This is a genomic window from Micromonospora sp. NPDC007220, assembly GCF_040634035.1.
GTDB classification, from domain to species: Bacteria; Actinomycetota; Actinomycetes; order Mycobacteriales; family Micromonosporaceae; genus Micromonospora; species Micromonospora reichwaldensis.
The window spans coordinates 926,813-943,767 of record NZ_JBEYEU010000001.1 but is presented as its reverse complement, the minus strand read 5'-3'; the positions used below and the strand labels follow the sequence as shown (position 1 = coordinate 943,767).

Below are 16,955 nucleotides of genomic sequence, written 5' to 3'. Positions count from 1 at the left end.
ACCCCGCGAGGCGTGGCACCGGTCCCGGTGTCACGCCTCGCCGGCGAAGACCACCTGGTAGCCGCTGGCCCGCAACGCGCTGATCAGCGTGTCGGAGTGCTCGACCCCCCGGGTCTCCACCGACAGGGCCACCTCCACCTCGCCCAGGCGCAGGTGCGGATTGGCCCGCTGGTGCTCCACGTCCACCACGTTCGCCCGGTGCTCGGCGATCTCGCCGAGCAGCGACGCGAGCTGGCCGGGGCGGTCCGAGCAGCGCACCGTCACCCGCAGGTAGCGTCCGGCGGCGGCGAGGCCGTGCTCGATCACCCGCAACATCAGCAGCGGGTCGATGTTGCCGCCGGAGAGCACCGCCACCACCGGCGCCTGCACCTCGACGACGCCCGCCAGCAGCGCGGCCACGCCCACCGCGCCGGCCGGCTCCACCACCTGCTTGCCCCGCTCCAGCAGCATCAGCAGCGCCCGGGAGATGTCCTCCTCGGAGACCGTGACGATCTCGTCCACCAGCTTGCGGACGTGCGTGAAGGTCAGTTCCCCCGGCCGGCCGACGGCGATGCCGTCCGCGATGGTGCCGAACGACGGGAGGCGTACCGGCTCGCCGGCCACCAGGGAGGGCGGGAAGGCGGCGGCGCCGGCGGCCTGCACCCCGATGATCCGCACGTCGGGCCGCAGCGCCTTGGCCGCCACCGCCATGCCGGAGACCAGCCCGCCGCCGCCCACCCCCGTGATGATCGTCCTGACCTCGGGACACTGTTCGAGGATCTCCAGTGCCACCGTGCCCTGGCCGGCGATCACGTCCCGGTGGTCGAACGGGTGGATCAGCGTCGCGCCCGTCCGCTCGGCGTAGTTCTGCGCCGCGACCAGGGACTCGTCGACGGTGTTGCCGACCAGCTCGACCTGGGCGCCGTAGCCCTTGGTGGCGGCGACCTTTGGCAGGGGCGCGTTCACCGGCATGAAGACCGTGGCGTGCGTACCGACGAGGCCGGCGGCGAGCGCGACACCCTGGGCGTGGTTGCCGGCGCTCGCCGCGACGACTCCGTCGGCCCGCTCCGCCTCCGACAGCCGGGAGATCCGCACGTACGCGCCGCGCACCTTGTACGAGCCGGCGCGTTGCAGGTTCTCGCACTTGAGCCACGTCGGCCCGCCCAGCGCCGCGCTGAGCGGCCGGGAGGGCTCCAGCGGGGTGGTGCGGACGACGTCGGCGAGAAGTTCCCGCGCGGCCCGTACGTCGGCGAGACCGACCAGTTCCGTCATGCCCTGATCGTGCCACCCGCCACCCGCGCCGACGCGCGGCACGCCACCCCTCAGACGGGGGCGGGGATCCGCGGGTAGCCGGGGGCGTGCCGGGACCAGGGTGCCTGCATCTCGAACTGGCCGGCGATGCCGAGCAGCAGCAGCTCGCTGCCGGGCGGGCCGATCAGCTGCACGGCGACCGGCAGCCCGTCCGGGCGGCGGCCGACCGGCACCACCAGCGCAGGCAGGCCGGCGATGTTCCACGGCGCGGCGAACGGGGCGTACCGGATGCTGGTCAGCATGTTGGCCCGCCAGGACCGGCCGGACCAGCCGTCGGCCTCCGGTGGCACGGTCGCCAGGGCCGGCGTGAGCAGCAGGTCGATCGAGTGGTCGGCGAAGAAGCCGATCGACCGCTCACGCCAGGCGGCCCGGTCGGCCTCCCGGACGTACCCGCGCCGCTGCGCCCACTCGCCGAGGGCGACGTGCCGGCGGCTGCGCCGCTGGAGGCCGCGCCGGTCCAGCCCGGCGGCGCGGACGTCGGCGGCGGCCGCGGCGAGCCAGGTGGCGATGCCCTGGAGCCCCAGGGCCGTCGGGTAGACCGGGTCGGCCGGCACCGTGTCGTGCCCCGCGCCTGCGAGCAGCCGGCCGGCGGCGGCGACCGCGTCCCGGTTGGGGGCGTCGGCGTGCACGCCCCGCACCGGCGAGCGGAGCGAGACGCCCACCCGCAGCCGCTGCGGCGGCACCAGCTTGTCCGGGCGGCGGCCGGCCAGCACCGAGAAGCCGACGGCCGCGTCGGCGACCGTGCTGGTCAGCATGCCGTGCTCGGTCAGCCCGAACCAGTCGTCCGCGCCGAGCTGGCACGGGACCACGCCCCGGCCCGGCTTGAGCCCGACCAGGCCGCAGCAGGCCGCCGGGATGCGGATCGAGCCGAGGCCGTCGTTGCCGTGGGCGATCGGCACCAGGCCGGCGGCCACGGCCGCGGCCGCGCCGCCGGACGAGCCCCCGGGGGTACGCCGGGTGTCCCAGGGGTTGCGGGTCACGGCCGTCTCGTCGTCGGTGAGGCCCCAGAGGCCGAGCTCCGGCATCCGGGTCACCCCGAGGATCACCGCGCCGGCACCGCGCAGCCGCCGGACCACCTCGTGGTCGGCCTCGGCCACCGGCGTACGCACCGCCGCCGACCCGTTCCAGGTGGGCAGACCGGCGACGGCGGTGTTCTCCTTGACCGCCACCGGCACCCCGGCCAGCGGGAGGTTGGCCAGGTCCTCCTGCTCGTCGACCTTTTCCGCCTCGGTGATCGCCTCCCCGCCGCGTACCGTGCGGAACGCGGCGAGGTCGGCGTCGACCCGGGCGATGTGGTCCAGGTGGTCGGCGACGACCTGGGTGGCCGTGACGTCGCCCCGGCGTACGCCCCGGGCGATCTGCTTGGCGGTCGCCCCCACCCAGGTCGGCATGATGTCCTGCACGGCCACCCTCCCAGCCAGCGGTCAGCCCAGCGCCTGCTCCAGATCGGCGAGCAGGTCGTCGACCGTCTCGATGCCGACAGACAGTCGCACGAGATCGCCGGGAACTTCAAGCGGCGAGCCGGCAGCACTTGCGTGTGTCATCCGGCCCGGGTGCTCGATCAGGGATTCCACGCCGCCGAGCGACTCGGCGAGGATGAAGAGCTTCGTCCGGTTGCAGATCTCGACGGCGTGCTCCTCGCCGCCGGCGGCCCGGAACGAGATCATGCCGCCGAAGCGGCGCATCTGCTTCGCGGCCACCTCGTGGCCCGGGTGCGCGGGAAGCCCCGGGTAGATCACCTGACCGACCTTGGCGTGCCCGTCCAGATAGGCCGCGATCCGCTCGGCGTTGTCGCAGTGCCGGTCCATGCGTACGCCCAGGGTCTTGATGCCGCGCAGGGTCAGCCACGCGTCGAAGGGTCCGTTGATGGCGCCCATCGCGTTCTGGTGGTAGCGCAGCTCCTCGCCGAGCCCGGCGTCGGCCGCGACCAGCGCGCCACCGACCACGTCGGAGTGGCCGCCGATGTACTTGGTGGTCGAGTGCACCACCACGTCCGCGCCGTGCGCGATCGGCTGCTGGAGGTACGGCGAGGCGAACGTGTTGTCGACGACCAGCAGGGCGCCCGCGTCGTGCGCGACGCCGGCCAGCGCGGCGATGTCGGCGATGCCGAGCAGCGGGTTGGTGGGCGTCTCCACCCAGACGATCCGGGTCCGGCCCGGCTCGACGGCGGCCCGGATCGCGTCGGGGTCGGAGACCTTCGCCGGCGTGAAGTCCAGCCCCCAGCGCTCGGCCACCCGGGCGAAGAGCCGGTACGTGCCGCCGTACGCGTCGTCGGGGATCACCACGTGGTCGCCCGGCTTGCAGACGGTACGCAGCAGGGTGTCCTCGGCGGCCAGGCCGCTGGCGAAGGCGAGCCCGACCGGGCCGCCCTCCAGCGCGGCGAGGCACTCCTGGAGGGCGTCGCGGGTCGGGTTGCCGGAGCGGCTGTACTCGTAGCCCAGCCGGGGCGCGCCGACGGCGTCCTGGGCGTAGGTGCTGGTCTGGTAGATCGGTGGGATCACCGCGCCGGTGCGGGCCTCGGGGTCCTGGCCGGCGTGGATGGCGAGCGTGTCGAAGCCGTGACTCATCCCGTGAGGCTAATCCCCCGTCCCGAAGGCTGGAACGGAACGGTGCTGTCGGGTCCGCGCCCACGGCGGCGGGCCGGCGCGGGGACGTCTCCCATCCGGGCGGCCGGCATAGCCTGGACGGATGAGCGGGTGCGTGTTCTGCGGGATCGTGGCCGGCGAGACTCCCGCCTTCCGGGTCGCCGACGAGCCCGACGGGGTGGCGTTCCTGGACACCCGGCCGGTCTTCAAGGGGCACGTGCTGGTGGTGCCGCGCACGCACCTGATCGCCCTGGCCGACCTGCCCGCCGAGGCGCTGGCCGGCTACTTCGGCCTGGTGCGGCGGCTCGCGGTCGCCGTCGAGACCGGCACGGAGGCCGGTGGGACGTTCGTGGCGATGAACAACAAGGTCTCCCAGTCCGTCCCGCACCTGCACACGCACGTCGTGCCACGCACGAAGGGCGACGGCCTGCGCGGCTTCTTCTGGCCGCGCACCCGCTACGCCGACGACGCCGAGGCCGAGACCTACGCCGCCCGCATCACCGCAGCCCTCTGACGCGCCCCAGCCGCCCGGAGGCGGGCGGAGCGGGCGGAGAACCGGGGCGAACGCGACAGCCCACGCGAAGCGGGGCAGGCGTGGCGGGCGGCAGGACTCCCCTGACGCGCACCTCTCGACACCCTTCGTCACATACAGTAACGATGACCATGCGTCACGCTCTGCGACGGGCGCGCGGGGCGCTCCGGGTGCCATCTCGCGCCCTTTGCTCTGCAGCCATATCCGCACCAGGCCACTGACCTGCCACGACACGAAACGCCCGCGCCGCCGCGACAGCACCAGTCACCACCCAGCGTGACTGCTGCATATAGGGATGCAGAGCAAAGCGGGTGAGGCGAGGGAGGCGCGGCCAGCGGGCCATGTCACCGAGAGCGACGGAGCGGGTGGCAGGCGTGACCGGCCCGAGCGCGCCACCGCTACCCGGGGGACGGCTTTGACCTTCTCCTGGGCGGCGGTCGCCTGAGTGTGGGTGGAGCGGGTAAGGAAGGCGGATCCGGCGGTGTTGCACGCTGGGAGAGTTACGAGAGGAGTCCCACCGTGTTCCTGCGCCGCATGAAGGCCGAACTGCCCACCTCCGACCAGGCCCTGCCGGGTCGCCTGATCGCGATGCCGATCGCGGACCGGCACGAGGTGCTGGGCACCCCGCTCAAGGGTCCCTTCCCGGAAGGCGCCCAGGTGGCCGTGTTCGGCATGGGCTGCTTCTGGGGCGCCGAGCGGCTGTTCTGGACGCTGCCGGGTGTGATCACCACGTCCGCCGGCTACGCGGGCGGCATCACGCCGAACCCGACGTACGAGGAGGTGTGCTCGGGGATGACGGGGCACGCCGAGGTGGTCCAGGTGGTCTACGACCCCGCCACGATCAGCTACGAGGACCTGCTGAAGGTCTTCTGGGAGAACCACGACCCGACCCAGGGCATGCGCCAGGGCAACGACGTGGGCACCCAGTACCGGTCGACGATCTACGTGACCACGGACGAGCAGCTCGCCACCGCCCAGGCGTCCCGGGACGCGTTCGCACCGATCGTGGCGCGGGCCGGCAAGGGCGAGATCACCACCGAGATCGACCGGCTCGGCGAGTACTACTTCGCCGAGGACATGCACCAGCAGTATTTGGCGCCCACGAAGAACCCGAACGGTTATTGCAACCACGGCCCGAACGGGCTGAGCTGCCCGGTCGGCGTCGCCCGGGTGCCGTCCGACCTTCACTAGCCTCCTGGACAGAGCCGGCCGCCACCGCTCCCCCGCCGACATCGAGGTGCAAATTTCCCGCCCGAGTGTCGTATCCGCTCGACGCCGTTCGTAGCGGAGATGGTGGCAGACAAAGGTCCGCCCGAGACTAGGGAGCAGACATGGCCGAGTACCTCATCTACTTCAACCAGCAGTGGGTGGGTGACCACACTGAGGAGTGGTTCCGCGCGCGGGGGCCACTCGCCATGGCGGTCGTGGAAGAGATGAAGGCGGCCGGGGCGTACATGTTCGCCGGGGGCCTGGAGGAAGGGGACACCCCCGTCTTCAGTGCCGACGCCACGAGCGGCTCATTGGTGTTCACCGACGGGCCCTACGTCGAGACCAAGGAGTGGCTGGGCGGGCTGACCGTGGTGGACGTGGCCGACGTGGAAACGGCCCGGATGTGGGCCGGCAGGCTCGCGGAAGCATGCGGCTGGCCCCAGGAGGTCCGACGGTTCGGCCACATCCCGCAACCCGGTGACGAGTGAGTGGGGAGTCGACACGGCGACCACGGCCCGAACGGGCTGAGCTGCCCGGTCGGCGTCGCCCGCACCTCGGGCTGAACCCCGCTCGGGGCGGGACCACCGGCACCGTCACGGAGGCCGGCGCGGCACCTGTCGCGCCGGCCTCGGCGCTTCCGAGACTGAGCAATCGATCACATCCGCCGCCGGGCGGAAACCGCCCCATCCGCCACTCCTGACGCGGTCCGCCGCCGGAGCCGACACGTGCTGTGACGGAATCGCGCAGTGTAGCAAAACTTCAAGAAACTGTTATCAGCTCAACGGGCAATCCTCGTTTCCCTCTGGCAGCATTGCCTGGCATGTGCGGACTTGCGGGAGAGTTCCGCCGTGACGGCTCACGCGCCGACGTGGCAGCGGTGGAGCGCATGGCGGCCACGATGAGCGACCGGGGGCCCGACGACAGCGGCGTCTGGGCCCAGGGCCCGACGGCCCTCGGACACCGCCGCCTGAAGATCATCGACCTCTCCGCCGCGAGCGGGCAACCGCTGGTCGACCCCGGTGCGGGACTGACCGGCGTCTTCAACGGGTGCATCTACAACTACCGCGAGCTGCGCGAGGAACTCCAGGCCAAGGGCCACCGGTTCTTCTCCTCCGGCGACAGCGAGGTCGTGCTCAAGGCGTACGCCGAGTGGGGGCTCGACTTCGTCGACCACCTGATCGGCATGTTCGCCGTGGCGATCAGCGAGCGGGACACCGGCCGGCTGGTGCTGGCCCGGGACCGGCTCGGCATCAAGCCGCTCTACCTGGCCGAGACGCCCGGCGCGGTGCGCTTCGCCAGCACCCTGCCCGCGCTGCTGGCCGGGGGCGGCGTCGACACCGGCATCGACCCGGTCGCGCTCGCGCACTACCTGAGCTTCCACAGCATCGTGCCGCCGCCGCGCACCATCCTGCGCGGCGTCACCAAGCTGCCCCCGGCGACCGTACGGGTCTACGAGGCGGACGGCCGCACCTCCGAGCGGGTCTACTGGGACCCGTCCTTCACCCGCTCCGCCGAGCGGGCCGGCTGGTCCGAGAAGGACTGGCAGGACGCCCTGCTGGAGTCGCTGACCACGGCCGTACGGCGGCGGATGGTCGCCGACGTGCCGGTCGGCGTGCTGCTCTCCGGCGGGCTGGACTCCAGCCTGGTGGTCGCCCTGCTCGCCGGCGAGGGCCAGCGCGGGCTGTCCACCTTCTCGATCGGCTTCGACGCGGTCGGCGGCCGGGAGGGCGACGAGTTCCGCTACTCCGACCTCGTCGCGAAGACGTTCGACACCGACCACCACCAGATCCGGGTGGCCGCCGCCGACCTGGTGCCGCCGCTGGAGGCGGCCGTCGCCAAGATGTCCGAGCCGATGGTCAGCCACGACTGCGTGGCGTTCTACCTGCTCAGCGAGGTGGTGTCGCAGCACGTCAAGGTCGTCCAGTCCGGCCAGGGCGCGGACGAGATCCTCGGCGGCTACCACTGGTACCCGCCGCTCGCCCGGGTCGGCCGGGACCGGGCGCTCGACACGTACGCCGGGGCCTTCTTCGACCGGGACGCGGCCGGGCTGGCCCGGGTGCTGAACCCGGCCTGGCTGACCGACGGCGACCCGGCGCGGGAGTTCGTGGCCGCGCACCTCGGCCGCGCCGGGGCGGAGACCGCCGTCGACGCCGGCCTGCGGATCGACACCCAGGTCATGCTGACCGACGACCCGGTCAAGCGGGTGGACAACATGACGATGGCGCACGGGCTGGAGGCCCGCGTGCCGTTCCTCGACCACGAGTTCGTCGAGCTCGCCGCGAGCTGCCCGCCGGAGCTGAAGCTGGCCCAGGGCGGCAAGGGCGTGCTCAAGGAGATCGGCCGCCGGGTGCTGCCGCACGAGGTCATCGACCGGCCGAAGGGCTACTTCCCCGTACCCGGCCTCACCCACCTGGAGGGCAAGCTCCTCGACCGGGTACGCGACGCGCTCTCCGCGCCCGAGGCCCGCCGCCGCGACCTGTTCCGCGCCGACTACGTCGACGCCCTGCTCGCCGACCCGAACGCCGAACTGACCCCGTTGAACGGAAACAAGCTGTGGCAACTCGGACTCCTGGAAATGTGGCTCCAGAGCCACGGAATCGACTCACCGTGACCGACACCCTGGCGACCGGCGCGGCCCGGACCGACCGGTCGCGCAACAGCCGGCGACGGGAGCGGGTGGGCCCCGGCGGCGATCCGATGGCGCCGGAGCCGGCGGAGCCGGCGACCCGGGAGGGCGACACCGACGTGGTGCTGGACTGCGGCTGGGGGCGGCTCGTCTTCGGGCAGACCTTCGTCGACCAGGCCGCCGTCGCCGCCGTGCTGCGCTCCGAGGCCGCCGGTTCCCGGGACATCTGCATCTACCTGCGCGACCCGCACGTGCTGGTGTCCCGGCTGCCCGACGAGCTGTTCATCGATCCGTCGCTGACCTACCGGCTGCCGCTCGACGGTGACCGTCCGACCGGCGACGGCGACGTGCCGGGGCTGACCATCCGCCCGTTGGCCGACGCCGCCGACGCGGACGCGGTCAACCGGATCTACGCCCGCAACGGCATGGTCACCGCCGGGGTCGACGTGCTCGTCGCCAACGCGCGCACCGACCGGTTCCTGCACCTGGTCGCCGAGGACACCACCGGCGAGATCGTCGGCACCATCACCGGCGTCGACCACGTCGCGGTCTTCGACGACCCGGAGAACGGCGCCAGCCTGTGGTGCCTCACCGTCGACTTCAACACCGCGCCGCCGGGCACCGGCCAGGCGCTGATCACCGCGCTGGCCGCCCGGCTGGTCGAGCGGGGCCGGGCGTACGTGGACCTGTCCGTGCTCGCCGAGAACGGCGGGGCGATCCGGCTCTACGAGCGGCTCGGCTTCTACCGGACGGCGACGCTCTGTGTGAAGCGGAAGAACCCGATCAACGAGCGGCTCTTCCTGCCCGCCATGCCCGAGGGGTACGACCAGCTCAACCCGTACGCCAGGATCGTCGCCGACGAGGCGATGCGGCGCGGCATCCGGGTGGAGGTCACCGACCCCGCCTGGGGTGAGCTGCGGCTGAGCAGCGGCGGGCGGACCGTGCTGACCCGCGAGTCGCTGTCGGAGCTGACCTCGGCGGTGGCGATGAGCCGCTGCGACGACAAGCGGGTCACCCGCCGGATCCTCACCGAGGCGGGGCTCTCCGTGCCGCGCGGCCGGACCGCCACCGGCGGCGAGGACGACGTCGCCTTCCTCGCCGAGGTCGGCCGGGTGGTGGTGAAGCCGGCGCGCGGCGAGCAGGGCAACGGCATCACGGTGGGCGTACGCACTCCCGAGGCGCTGGCCGCCGCCGTCGAGTTGGCCGCCCGGTTCTGCCCCGACGTGCTGATCGAGGAGATGCGCGCCGGCGAGGACCTGCGCGTCGTCGTCATCGACCACGAGGTGGTGGCCGCCGCCGTCCGGCGCCCCGCCTCGATCACCGGCGACGGGGTGCACGACATCGCCGAGCTGATCGAGCGGCAGAGCCGCCGTCGGGCCGCCGCCACCGGTGGCGAGTCCCGCATCCCGCTCGACGACATGACCCGCGACGTGCTCGCCGAGGCCGGCCACGAGCTGCACGACGTGCTGCCCGAGGGGCAGGTGCTGGCCGTACGCCGGACCGCGAACCTGCACACCGGCGGCACCATCCACGACGTCACCGCCGAGCTGCACCCCGCGATCGCCGAGGCGTGTGTGGCGGCCAGCCGGGCGCTGGACATCCCGGTCACCGGGCTGGACCTGCTGGTCGGCGCCCCGGACCACCCGGAGCACGTGTTCATCGAGGCCAACGAGCGGCCCGGCCTGGCCAACCACGAACCGCAGCCGACCGCCGAGCGCTTCGTGGACCTGCTCTTCCCCGGCACCCGGGCGCCGCAGCGGCTCTGGACCCCGGCCGGCCCGGGAGGTGCCGCGTGAGCCCGAGGCCCCTGGAGATCGACCTGGACTACCTGCGCCAGGTGCTGGTGGAGCTGCTGGAGATCCCGAGCCCGTCGGGGCGTACGGACCACGTGCAGCAGTACGTCGGCGAGCGGCTCTCCGCGCTCGGCATCCCCTCCACGCTGACCCGCCGCGGCGCGCTGAGCGCCTGCCTGCCCGGCCCCCGCTCGACGGGCGCCGACCGGGCGATCGTGGTGCACACCGACACCATCGGCGGCATGGTGAAGCGGCTGAAGGAGAACGGCCGGCTGGAGCTGAAGACGATCGGTACGCACAGCGCCCGGTTCGCCGAGGGCGCGCACGTGCGGATCTTCACCGACGACCTGGAGCGGGTGATCACCGGCCAGGTGCTGCCGCTCAAGGCCAGCGGCCACCGCTACAACGACGACGTGGACCTCCAGGGCGTCGGCTGGCAGCACGTCGAGGTCCGGGTCGACGAGCCGGTCGAGGACATCGCCGGACTGCGCGCCCTCGGCATCGACGCGGGCGACTTCGTGGCGTTCCTGCCGAACCCGACGATCACCCCCAGCGGGTACGTCAAGTCCCGGCACCTGGACGACAAGGCCGGCGTGGCGGCGGTCCTCACCGCCCTCAAGGCGATGGTCGACGCCGGCGTACGCCCGGCGGTCACCGCGCACCTGCTGGTCACCGTGACCGAGGAGATCGGGCACGGGGCGTCGCACGGGCTCGACCCCGACGTGGCGGAGATCGTCTCCGTGGACGCCGCGGTGGTGGCGCCCGGCCAGCAGTCCCGCGAGGACGCGGCCACGCTGGCCATGGGCGACGGCGTGGGCCCGTTCGACTACCACCTGACCCGCAACCTGGCCTCGATCGCCGCCGAGCACGGGGTGGACCTGGTCCGGGACGTCTTCGAGTACTACCGCTCGGACGTGGCGGCGGCGGTGGAGGCCGGCGCGCACGCCCGGGTGGCGCTGCTCGGCTTCGGCGTGGACGCCACCCACGGGCACGAGCGCACCCACCTGGAGGGCCTGCGCCAGCTCACCCAGCTGCTCTGCCTCTACCTCCAGAGCGACCTGGTCTTCCCCGAGTGGGACGCCGAGCCGGAGGGCGACCTGGCCGACTTCCCGTCGCTGGCCGTGCAGCCGGCCAGCGAGGAGGGCCCCCGCGAGGGCCCGATCGGCATCGCCGAGAACACCTGAGCGCCGGCCCGCCATTCCCCGGCGCTGTGTGATCGAAATCCGTTGCCGGCGGCGCGCGGGCTGGATAGCGTGGCGGTACACGGGAAAGGAGGTGGTCCAGACTTGTATAGCAATCGGACTCGTGAGGTGGCTGTCCGCTAGCCGCTGTCCTCGACAGTGAAACCGTCCGCCGCGAGGCGGGCAACACAGCACCATCGTCGAGACCGTGTGGCAGCGGTGCGGCGAAACCACGACAGCCACCCGACCCCCGGGGTGCCGGCCCAGTCCAGCCGGCCCGTGCGCGAGCACGGAAGCCCCGGGGGTCGACCCTTTCCGCAGGCCGGTTGGCCGACGCAGCCGGAGGTCACCGTGTCGATGCGCGAGCTGGTGGTGCTCGGGACGGCCAGCCAGGCCCCCACCCGGCAGCGCAACCACAACGGGTACGTGCTGCGCTGGGACGGCGAGGTGATCCTCTTCGACCCGGGCGAGGGCAGCCAGCGGCAGCTCCTGCACACCACGGTCACCGCCACCGACCTGACCCGGATCTGCGTCACCCACTTCCACGGCGACCACTGCCTCGGCCTGCCCGGCACCATCCAGCGGCTCTCCCTCGACCGGGTGCCGCACCCGGTGGCGGTGCACTTCCCGGCCGGCGGCGCGGAATACTTCGCGCGGCTGCGGCACGCCGCCAGCTTCCACGAGACCGCCGAGCTGCGCGTCGAGCCCATCGAGTCCGACGGGCAGCGCATCACGCTGGGCGTCGGCACGCTGGAGGCCCGCCGGCTGCGGCACCCGATCGAGACGTACGGCTACCGCCTCGTCGAGCCGGACGGCTGCCGGATGTTGCCGGAGCGGCTGGCCGCGTACGGCATCGCCGGGCCGGCGGTCGGGGAGCTGATCCGCGTCGGCCACCTCGACGTCGACGGGCGCCGCGTCACCCGCGACGAGGTGAGCGTGCCCCGGCCCGGACAGCGGTTCGCCTTCGTCATGGACACCGGCCTCTGCGACGGGGTGTACGCCCTCGCCGAGCACGCCGACCTGCTGGTCATCGAGTCGACGTTCCTCGACTCGGAGGCCGCGCTGGCCGCCGAGGTCGGGCACCTCACGGCGGGCCAGGCCGCGCGGGTGGCGGCCGAGTCGGGCGTACGCCGGCTCGTGCTCACCCACTTCTCCCAGCGGTACGCCGACCCGGCCCGCTTCGCCGACGAGGCCCGCGCGCACTTCGACGGCGACCTGGTGATCGCCGAGGACCTGACGACCGTGCAGGTTCCGCCCCGGCGGGTAGCCTCGGCCGGGTGACGGTCACCCTGCGCCCCGCCACCGTCGACGACCTGATGGCGGTGGGCGCGCTGCACCAGCGTTCCCGGGTCGCCGCCTACGCGTCCTTCCTGCCGGCGCGGGCGCTGGCCGACCCGACGCCCGAGGCGATGGGCGCGTACTGGACCGAGCGGTGGACGTGGGAGCGGGACGAGCACCGGATGACGGTGGCCGAGCGCGCCGGCCGGCTGGTCGGCTTCAGCTATCTCGGCCCGGACGACGAGGGCGACCCGGTGACCGGCCTGCTCAACGCCATCCACCTCGAACCCGCCGAACGCGGCCGGGGCACCGGGCGCACCCTGATGGTCGATGCCCTGGACGCCATGCGCGCCCGCGGCTGGTCCCGCGCGGTCCTCTGGGTGCTGCGGGACAACGCGCACGCCCGGCGCTTCTACGAGCGCGGCGGCTGGACCCCCACCGGCACCGAACGCGACGAGCACATCGGCCCGGCGGTCACGTCCCAACTCCGGTACGCCCGAGGGCTCTGAGCGAGGGTGTGCCTGCCCTCCGGCGCGGGCGCGGCAGGCACGGCGAGGGCCCCTCCCCGGGCGGGGAAGGGCCCTCGTGCGGACGTCGTCCGGGTCAGCGGGCGCCGAGGTGGGCCAGCAGGTCCTGCCGGGTGAGGACGCCCTTCGGCTTGCCGTCGACCAGCACCAGGGCGGCGTCGGACTTCTCCAGGAGGCCGACCGCCTCGCTCACCGGCTGCCCGCCGCCGATCATCGGCAGCGGCTCGGCCATGTGCCGCTCGATGGTGTCGTGCAGGTGCGCCTGGCCGGTGAAGAGCGCGTCGAGCAGGTCCTTCTCGGCGATCGAGCCGGCCACCTCGCCGGTCACCACCGGGGGCTCGGCCTTGAGTACCGGGAGCTGCGAGACGCCGTACTCGCGCATGTAGTCGATCGCGTCGCGGACCGTCTCGGTCGGGTGCACGTGCACCAGCTCGGGCAGGCCGCCCGGCTTGCCGGCGAGCGCGTCGGCGACCGTCGGCTCGGTGCCCGAGTTGTCCAGGAAGCCGTACCGGGCCATCCAGGTGTCGTTGAAGATCTTGGACAGGTAGCCCTTGCCGCTGTCCGGCAGCAGCACCACGACCACGTCGTCCGGGCCGGCCTTGCGGGCCACCTCCAGGGCGGCCACGACGGCCATCCCGCAGGAGCCGCCGACCAGCAGCCCCTCCTCGCGCGCCAACCGCCGGGTCATCTCGAAGGACGCCTTGTCGGAGACCTCGATGATCTCGTCGGCGACACCCCGGTCGTACGTCTCCGGCCAGAAGTCCTCGCCGACACCCTCGACCAGGTACGGCCGGCCGGTGCCGCCGGAGTAGACGGAACCCTCCGGGTCGGCGCCGACGACCTTGACCCGCCCCTCCGACGCCTCCTTCAGGTAGCGCCCGATGCCGGAGATGGTGCCGCCGGTGCCGACGCCCGCCACGAAGTGGGTGAGCTCGCCCCCGGTCTGCTCCCACAGCTCGGGGCCGGTGGTCTCGTAGTGCGAGCGCGGGTTGGCCGGGTTGCTGTACTGGTTCGGCTTCCACGCGCCGGGGATCTCCCGGGCCAGCCGGTCGGAGACGTTGTAGTAGGAGCGCGGGTCCTCCGGCGCGACGGCGGTCGGGCAGACCACCACCTCCGCGCCGTACGCGCGCAGCACGTCCTGCTTGTCCTGGCTGACCTTGTCGGGGCAGACGAAGACGCACCTGTAGCCCCGCAGTTGCGCCACCAGCGCCAGCCCGACGCCGGTGTTTCCGCTGGTCGGCTCGACGATCGTGCCGCCCGGCTGGAGGATGCCCGCCTTCTCCGCGTCCTCCACCATCCGCAGCGCGATCCGGTCCTTCACCGAGCCGCCCGGGTTGAGGTACTCCACCTTCGCCAGCACGGTGGCCTGGATCCCGGCCGTGACGTTGCGCAGCCGTACCAGCGGGGTGTTGCCGATCAGCTCGACGACGTTGTCGTAGTACCGCACCTCGTTGTGCCCTTCTCCTCCGGCGCCGCCGGCGGCGGCCGGGCAGACGTCTTCTCGACGCCCCAGGGTACGTGGGTTCAGGACGCCACGTGTCCGGGGATCACCGAGCTGCGCCGGGCCTCCCACTCCAGGAACCGCTCGGTCTCGGCCAGCACGCTGCCGGCCAGCCAGGTCACCATGACCGCGTCGTCGGCCAGCCCGAAGATCGCCAGCGGGATCTCGGGAAGCAGGTCGACCGGCGAGACGATGTACGCCGTCGCCGCGGTCATCAGGGCCAGCCGCAGGCCGCCGTCGTACTCCCCCCGGGTGGTGGCCCGGATCATCCGCGGCAGCGCGCCAAGCCGCGCCCCGAGCGACGGCCCGCCCCGCGACCCGGCCGCGAGTGCCCGGGCCAGCGCGCTGAACGCCGCCGTGCGCTTCAATGTCTTCCCCATGTTCGGCCCCTCTCCACGTGCCAGGGTGGCGTGCCCGCGCAACCGTCCCCCGGTCACCCGTACAGGTACCCAGGAGCGTCGCCTTCCAGGCACCCGCGAGCCGACACGACGACAGCGGTGTGTCGTGCCGGCGCGATAATGTCGCTGTATGGGGGTCGCTGGTTCCGTCGTCCCGGTTGGTCCGCGCTGGCAGCGCGCCCGGCAGGTCGCCCGCCTCGCGGCGATCGGCACGGGCGCCACCGCCGCGGCCGTGGTGGCGACCGGCGGCGTGCTCCTCGGGCAGGCCCGGCAGGCCCGCCGCACGATCCCGATGGCCGAGGCGCCCCCGCCGCGCTGCGACGGCGTCTACGGCGCGAAGCTGCCCGGCCCGCCGGTCACCGTCGTCGTGCTCGGCGACTCGTCGGCCGCCGGCTACGGCGTGCACCGCCGCCGGGAGACGCCCGGCGCCCTGCTCGCCACCGGGCTGTCCCGCCGCCTGCAACGCCCCGTCCGGCTGCACCGCTTCGCCGTGGTGGGCGCCATCTCGGCGGTGCTGCGGCACCAGGTGGAGGCGGCGCTGGAGTGCCAGCCCGACGTCGCGGTGATCCTGATCGGCGGCAACGACGTGACCAACCGCGCACCGTTCGCCCTGGCGGTGCGCTACCTGGTCGACGCGGTCCGCACGCTGCGCGCGGCCGGCTGCGAGGTGGTCGTCGGCACCTGCCCCGACCTGGGCGCGATCCGGCCGATCCAGCCGCCGCTGCGGTGGCTGGCCCGGCACTGGAGCCGGCAGCTCGCCGCCGCCCAGACGGTGGCCGTGGTCGAGGCCGGCGGCTGGACGGTCTCCCTCGGCGACCTGCTCGGTCCCCGGTTCACGGCGGAGCCGACCCGGATGTTCGCCTGGGACCGTTTCCACCCCTCGGCGGAGGGCTACGCGATGGCCGCCGCCGCCCTGCTGCCGACCGTGCTGTCCGCGCTCGGTGCGGGGCAGGAACGCCGCCCGACCCTCGTCCGGGACGAGGGCGTGCGCTCGCTGCCGCAGGCCGCCCAGGAGGCGGCCCGCCACGCGGGCACCGAGGTCAGCGGCACCCGGGTCAGGGGGCGCGAGCGCGGCCCCGCCGGCCGGTGGGCGCAACTGCGCCGACGGGCCTTCTTCGGTGTCGGCGCGGCGCCGCAGCCCAGCCCCGCCGCCGACTCACCCACACTGGAGGGACTGGCATGAGCGAGCGCTTCATCCCCTCGGGGCTCGCCAATCGACTGGGCCGGGCGGCGACGCTCAGCCTCATCGCCGGCACGGTCGGCGGCGCCGCCGTCCTCGCCGGTCAGGCCTTCGCCGCCCGGCACCGCCGGTACGCCCAGCCGGAGCTGGCGCTCGCCCTGCGCGCCACGGTCGGGCGGGCCGACGCGCCGCCGCTGCGCCTGGTGCTGCTCGGCGACTCGTCCGCCCTCGGCGTCGGGGTCGGCCGCCTCGACGAGACCATCGGCGGGCAGCTGGCCAACCTGCTCGCCGAGGGCCCGAGCGGTCGCCGGGTGCACCTGTCCAGCGTCGGCGTCTCCGGCTCACGCTCGACCGACCTGGCCACCCAGGTGGCCCGGGCGCTGCTCGGCGAGCGCCCCGACGTGGCGGTGATCCTGATCGGGGCGAACGACGCCACCACCCTGCGTCGCCCGGTGGAGGCCGCCGCCTACCTCGGGGCGGCCGTGCACCGGCTCCGCGAGGCCCGGGTGGAGGTGGTCGTCGGCACGTGCCCCGACCTGGGCGCCGTACGCGCCATCGCGCCGCCGCTGCGCAACGTGGTCGGCTGGTCGGGGCGGCGGGTGGCCCGCGCCCAGGCGGCGGCGGTGCTCGACGCCGGCGGCACGGTGGTCGACCTGGCCACCGAGACCGGCGCCGTGTTCCGGGCCGACGCCGGGACGCTGTGCCACGACGGCTACCACCCCTCCGCCGACGGCTACCGGGTCTGGGCGCACGCCCTGCTGCCGGCCGTCGCCGCCGCCGCGGCGGTCGCCTCCCGGCAGTGACCCGCCGGCCGTCCCCGCACGGACGCGGTGCCCGCGTGCCAGCGCTGGTCCA

The 16,955-nt window shown here is 73.7% G+C and carries 14 protein-coding genes and 1 pseudogene; 10 read left to right on the top strand and 5 right to left on the bottom strand.

Going from position 1 to position 16,955, the window contains the following annotated elements; all coding sequences use genetic code 11:
* Window positions 1-30: 30 nt before the first annotated feature.
* The 3 genes from ilvA to ABZ573_RS04555 are packed head-to-tail and all read right to left on the bottom strand — an operon-like array spanning window position 31 to window position 3,857.
* A complete protein-coding gene (gene ilvA / locus ABZ573_RS04565) occupies window positions 31-1,251 on the bottom strand; it encodes a threonine ammonia-lyase (protein ID WP_151454222.1) in 1,221 nt (406 codons plus the stop codon).
* Between the two features lie 50 nt (window positions 1,252-1,301).
* Window positions 1,302-2,699, bottom strand: a complete 1,398-nt coding sequence (locus ABZ573_RS04560) for an amidase family protein (protein WP_151454223.1) — start codon at window positions 2,697-2,699, stop codon at window positions 1,302-1,304.
* Between the two features lie 15 nt (window positions 2,700-2,714).
* A complete protein-coding gene (locus ABZ573_RS04555; RefSeq protein WP_121396518.1) occupies window positions 2,715-3,857 on the bottom strand; it encodes a cystathionine gamma-synthase in 1,143 nt (380 codons plus the stop codon).
* A gap of 121 nt (window positions 3,858-3,978) precedes the next feature.
* Between ABZ573_RS04555 and ABZ573_RS04550 the strand changes: the two genes are divergently transcribed.
* The 8 genes from ABZ573_RS04550 (at window position 3,979) to ABZ573_RS04515 (ending at window position 13,003) form a co-directional block, all read left to right on the top strand.
* Window positions 3,979-4,389 carry an HIT family protein gene (locus tag ABZ573_RS04550; protein ID WP_327030517.1) on the top strand — a complete coding sequence of 137 codons (411 nt, stop codon included), beginning with the start codon at window positions 3,979-3,981 and terminating at the stop codon, window positions 4,387-4,389.
* 537 nt (window positions 4,390-4,926) lie between these two features.
* Complete coding sequence (gene msrA, locus ABZ573_RS04545; protein ID WP_151454225.1) at window positions 4,927-5,598, top strand: peptide-methionine (S)-S-oxide reductase MsrA; 672 nt, start codon at window positions 4,927-4,929, stop codon at window positions 5,596-5,598.
* A 140-nt stretch (window positions 5,599-5,738) separates the two neighbouring features.
* Window positions 5,739-6,104, top strand: coding sequence for a YciI family protein (locus ABZ573_RS04540; protein ID WP_358115534.1), 366 nt, complete (start codon window positions 5,739-5,741; stop codon window positions 6,102-6,104).
* A gap of 332 nt (window positions 6,105-6,436) precedes the next feature.
* A complete protein-coding gene (locus tag ABZ573_RS04535) occupies window positions 6,437-8,227 on the top strand; it encodes an N-acetylglutaminylglutamine amidotransferase (RefSeq protein ID WP_358115532.1) in 1,791 nt (596 codons plus the stop codon).
* The gene (gene ngg, locus ABZ573_RS04530; protein ID WP_358115529.1) at window positions 8,224-10,038 is read left to right on the top strand and encodes an N-acetylglutaminylglutamine synthetase; all 1,815 of its coding nucleotides are present in this window, start codon (window positions 8,224-8,226) and stop codon (window positions 10,036-10,038) included. Before ABZ573_RS04535 ends, ngg begins: the two co-directional genes overlap by 4 nt.
* Window positions 10,035-11,219 carry an osmoprotectant NAGGN system M42 family peptidase gene (locus tag ABZ573_RS04525; protein WP_151454229.1) on the top strand — a complete coding sequence of 395 codons (1,185 nt, stop codon included), beginning with the start codon at window positions 10,035-10,037 and terminating at the stop codon, window positions 11,217-11,219. The genes ngg and ABZ573_RS04525 overlap by 4 nt, the downstream gene beginning before the upstream one ends.
* Window positions 11,220-11,567: 348 nt before the next feature.
* Window positions 11,568-12,497, top strand: a complete 930-nt coding sequence (locus tag ABZ573_RS04520; RefSeq protein ID WP_151454230.1) for a ribonuclease Z — start codon at window positions 11,568-11,570, stop codon at window positions 12,495-12,497.
* Window positions 12,494-13,003 carry a GNAT family N-acetyltransferase gene (locus ABZ573_RS04515; RefSeq protein WP_151454231.1) on the top strand — a complete coding sequence of 170 codons (510 nt, stop codon included), beginning with the start codon at window positions 12,494-12,496 and terminating at the stop codon, window positions 13,001-13,003. The genes ABZ573_RS04520 and ABZ573_RS04515 overlap by 4 nt, the downstream gene beginning before the upstream one ends.
* A 94-nt stretch (window positions 13,004-13,097) precedes the next feature.
* On the opposite strand, the gene ABZ573_RS04510 is transcribed toward ABZ573_RS04515, so the two are convergent.
* Window positions 13,098-14,468: a cystathionine beta-synthase gene (locus tag ABZ573_RS04510; protein WP_132233468.1), complete on the bottom strand. Its 1,371-nt coding sequence runs from the start codon at window positions 14,466-14,468 to the stop codon at window positions 13,098-13,100.
* Window positions 14,469-14,545: 77 nt separating this feature from the next.
* On the bottom strand, window positions 14,546-14,902 hold the full coding sequence (locus tag ABZ573_RS04505) for a YkvA family protein (RefSeq protein ID WP_101414212.1): 357 nt from the start codon (window positions 14,900-14,902) through the stop codon (window positions 14,546-14,548).
* Between the two features lie 148 nt (window positions 14,903-15,050).
* On the opposite strand from ABZ573_RS04505, the pseudogene ABZ573_RS04500 reads away from it, so the two are divergent.
* Both ABZ573_RS04500 and ABZ573_RS04495 read left to right on the top strand, forming a co-directional pair.
* Window positions 15,051-16,111: pseudogene (locus ABZ573_RS04500) on the top strand (SGNH/GDSL hydrolase family protein); the annotation flags it as partial.
* Window positions 16,100-16,903, top strand: a complete 804-nt coding sequence (locus ABZ573_RS04495) for an SGNH/GDSL hydrolase family protein (protein WP_132233462.1) — start codon at window positions 16,100-16,102, stop codon at window positions 16,901-16,903. The pseudogene ABZ573_RS04500 and the gene ABZ573_RS04495, both read left to right, overlap by 12 nt.
* The last annotated feature ends 52 nt before the right edge of the window (window positions 16,904-16,955 follow it).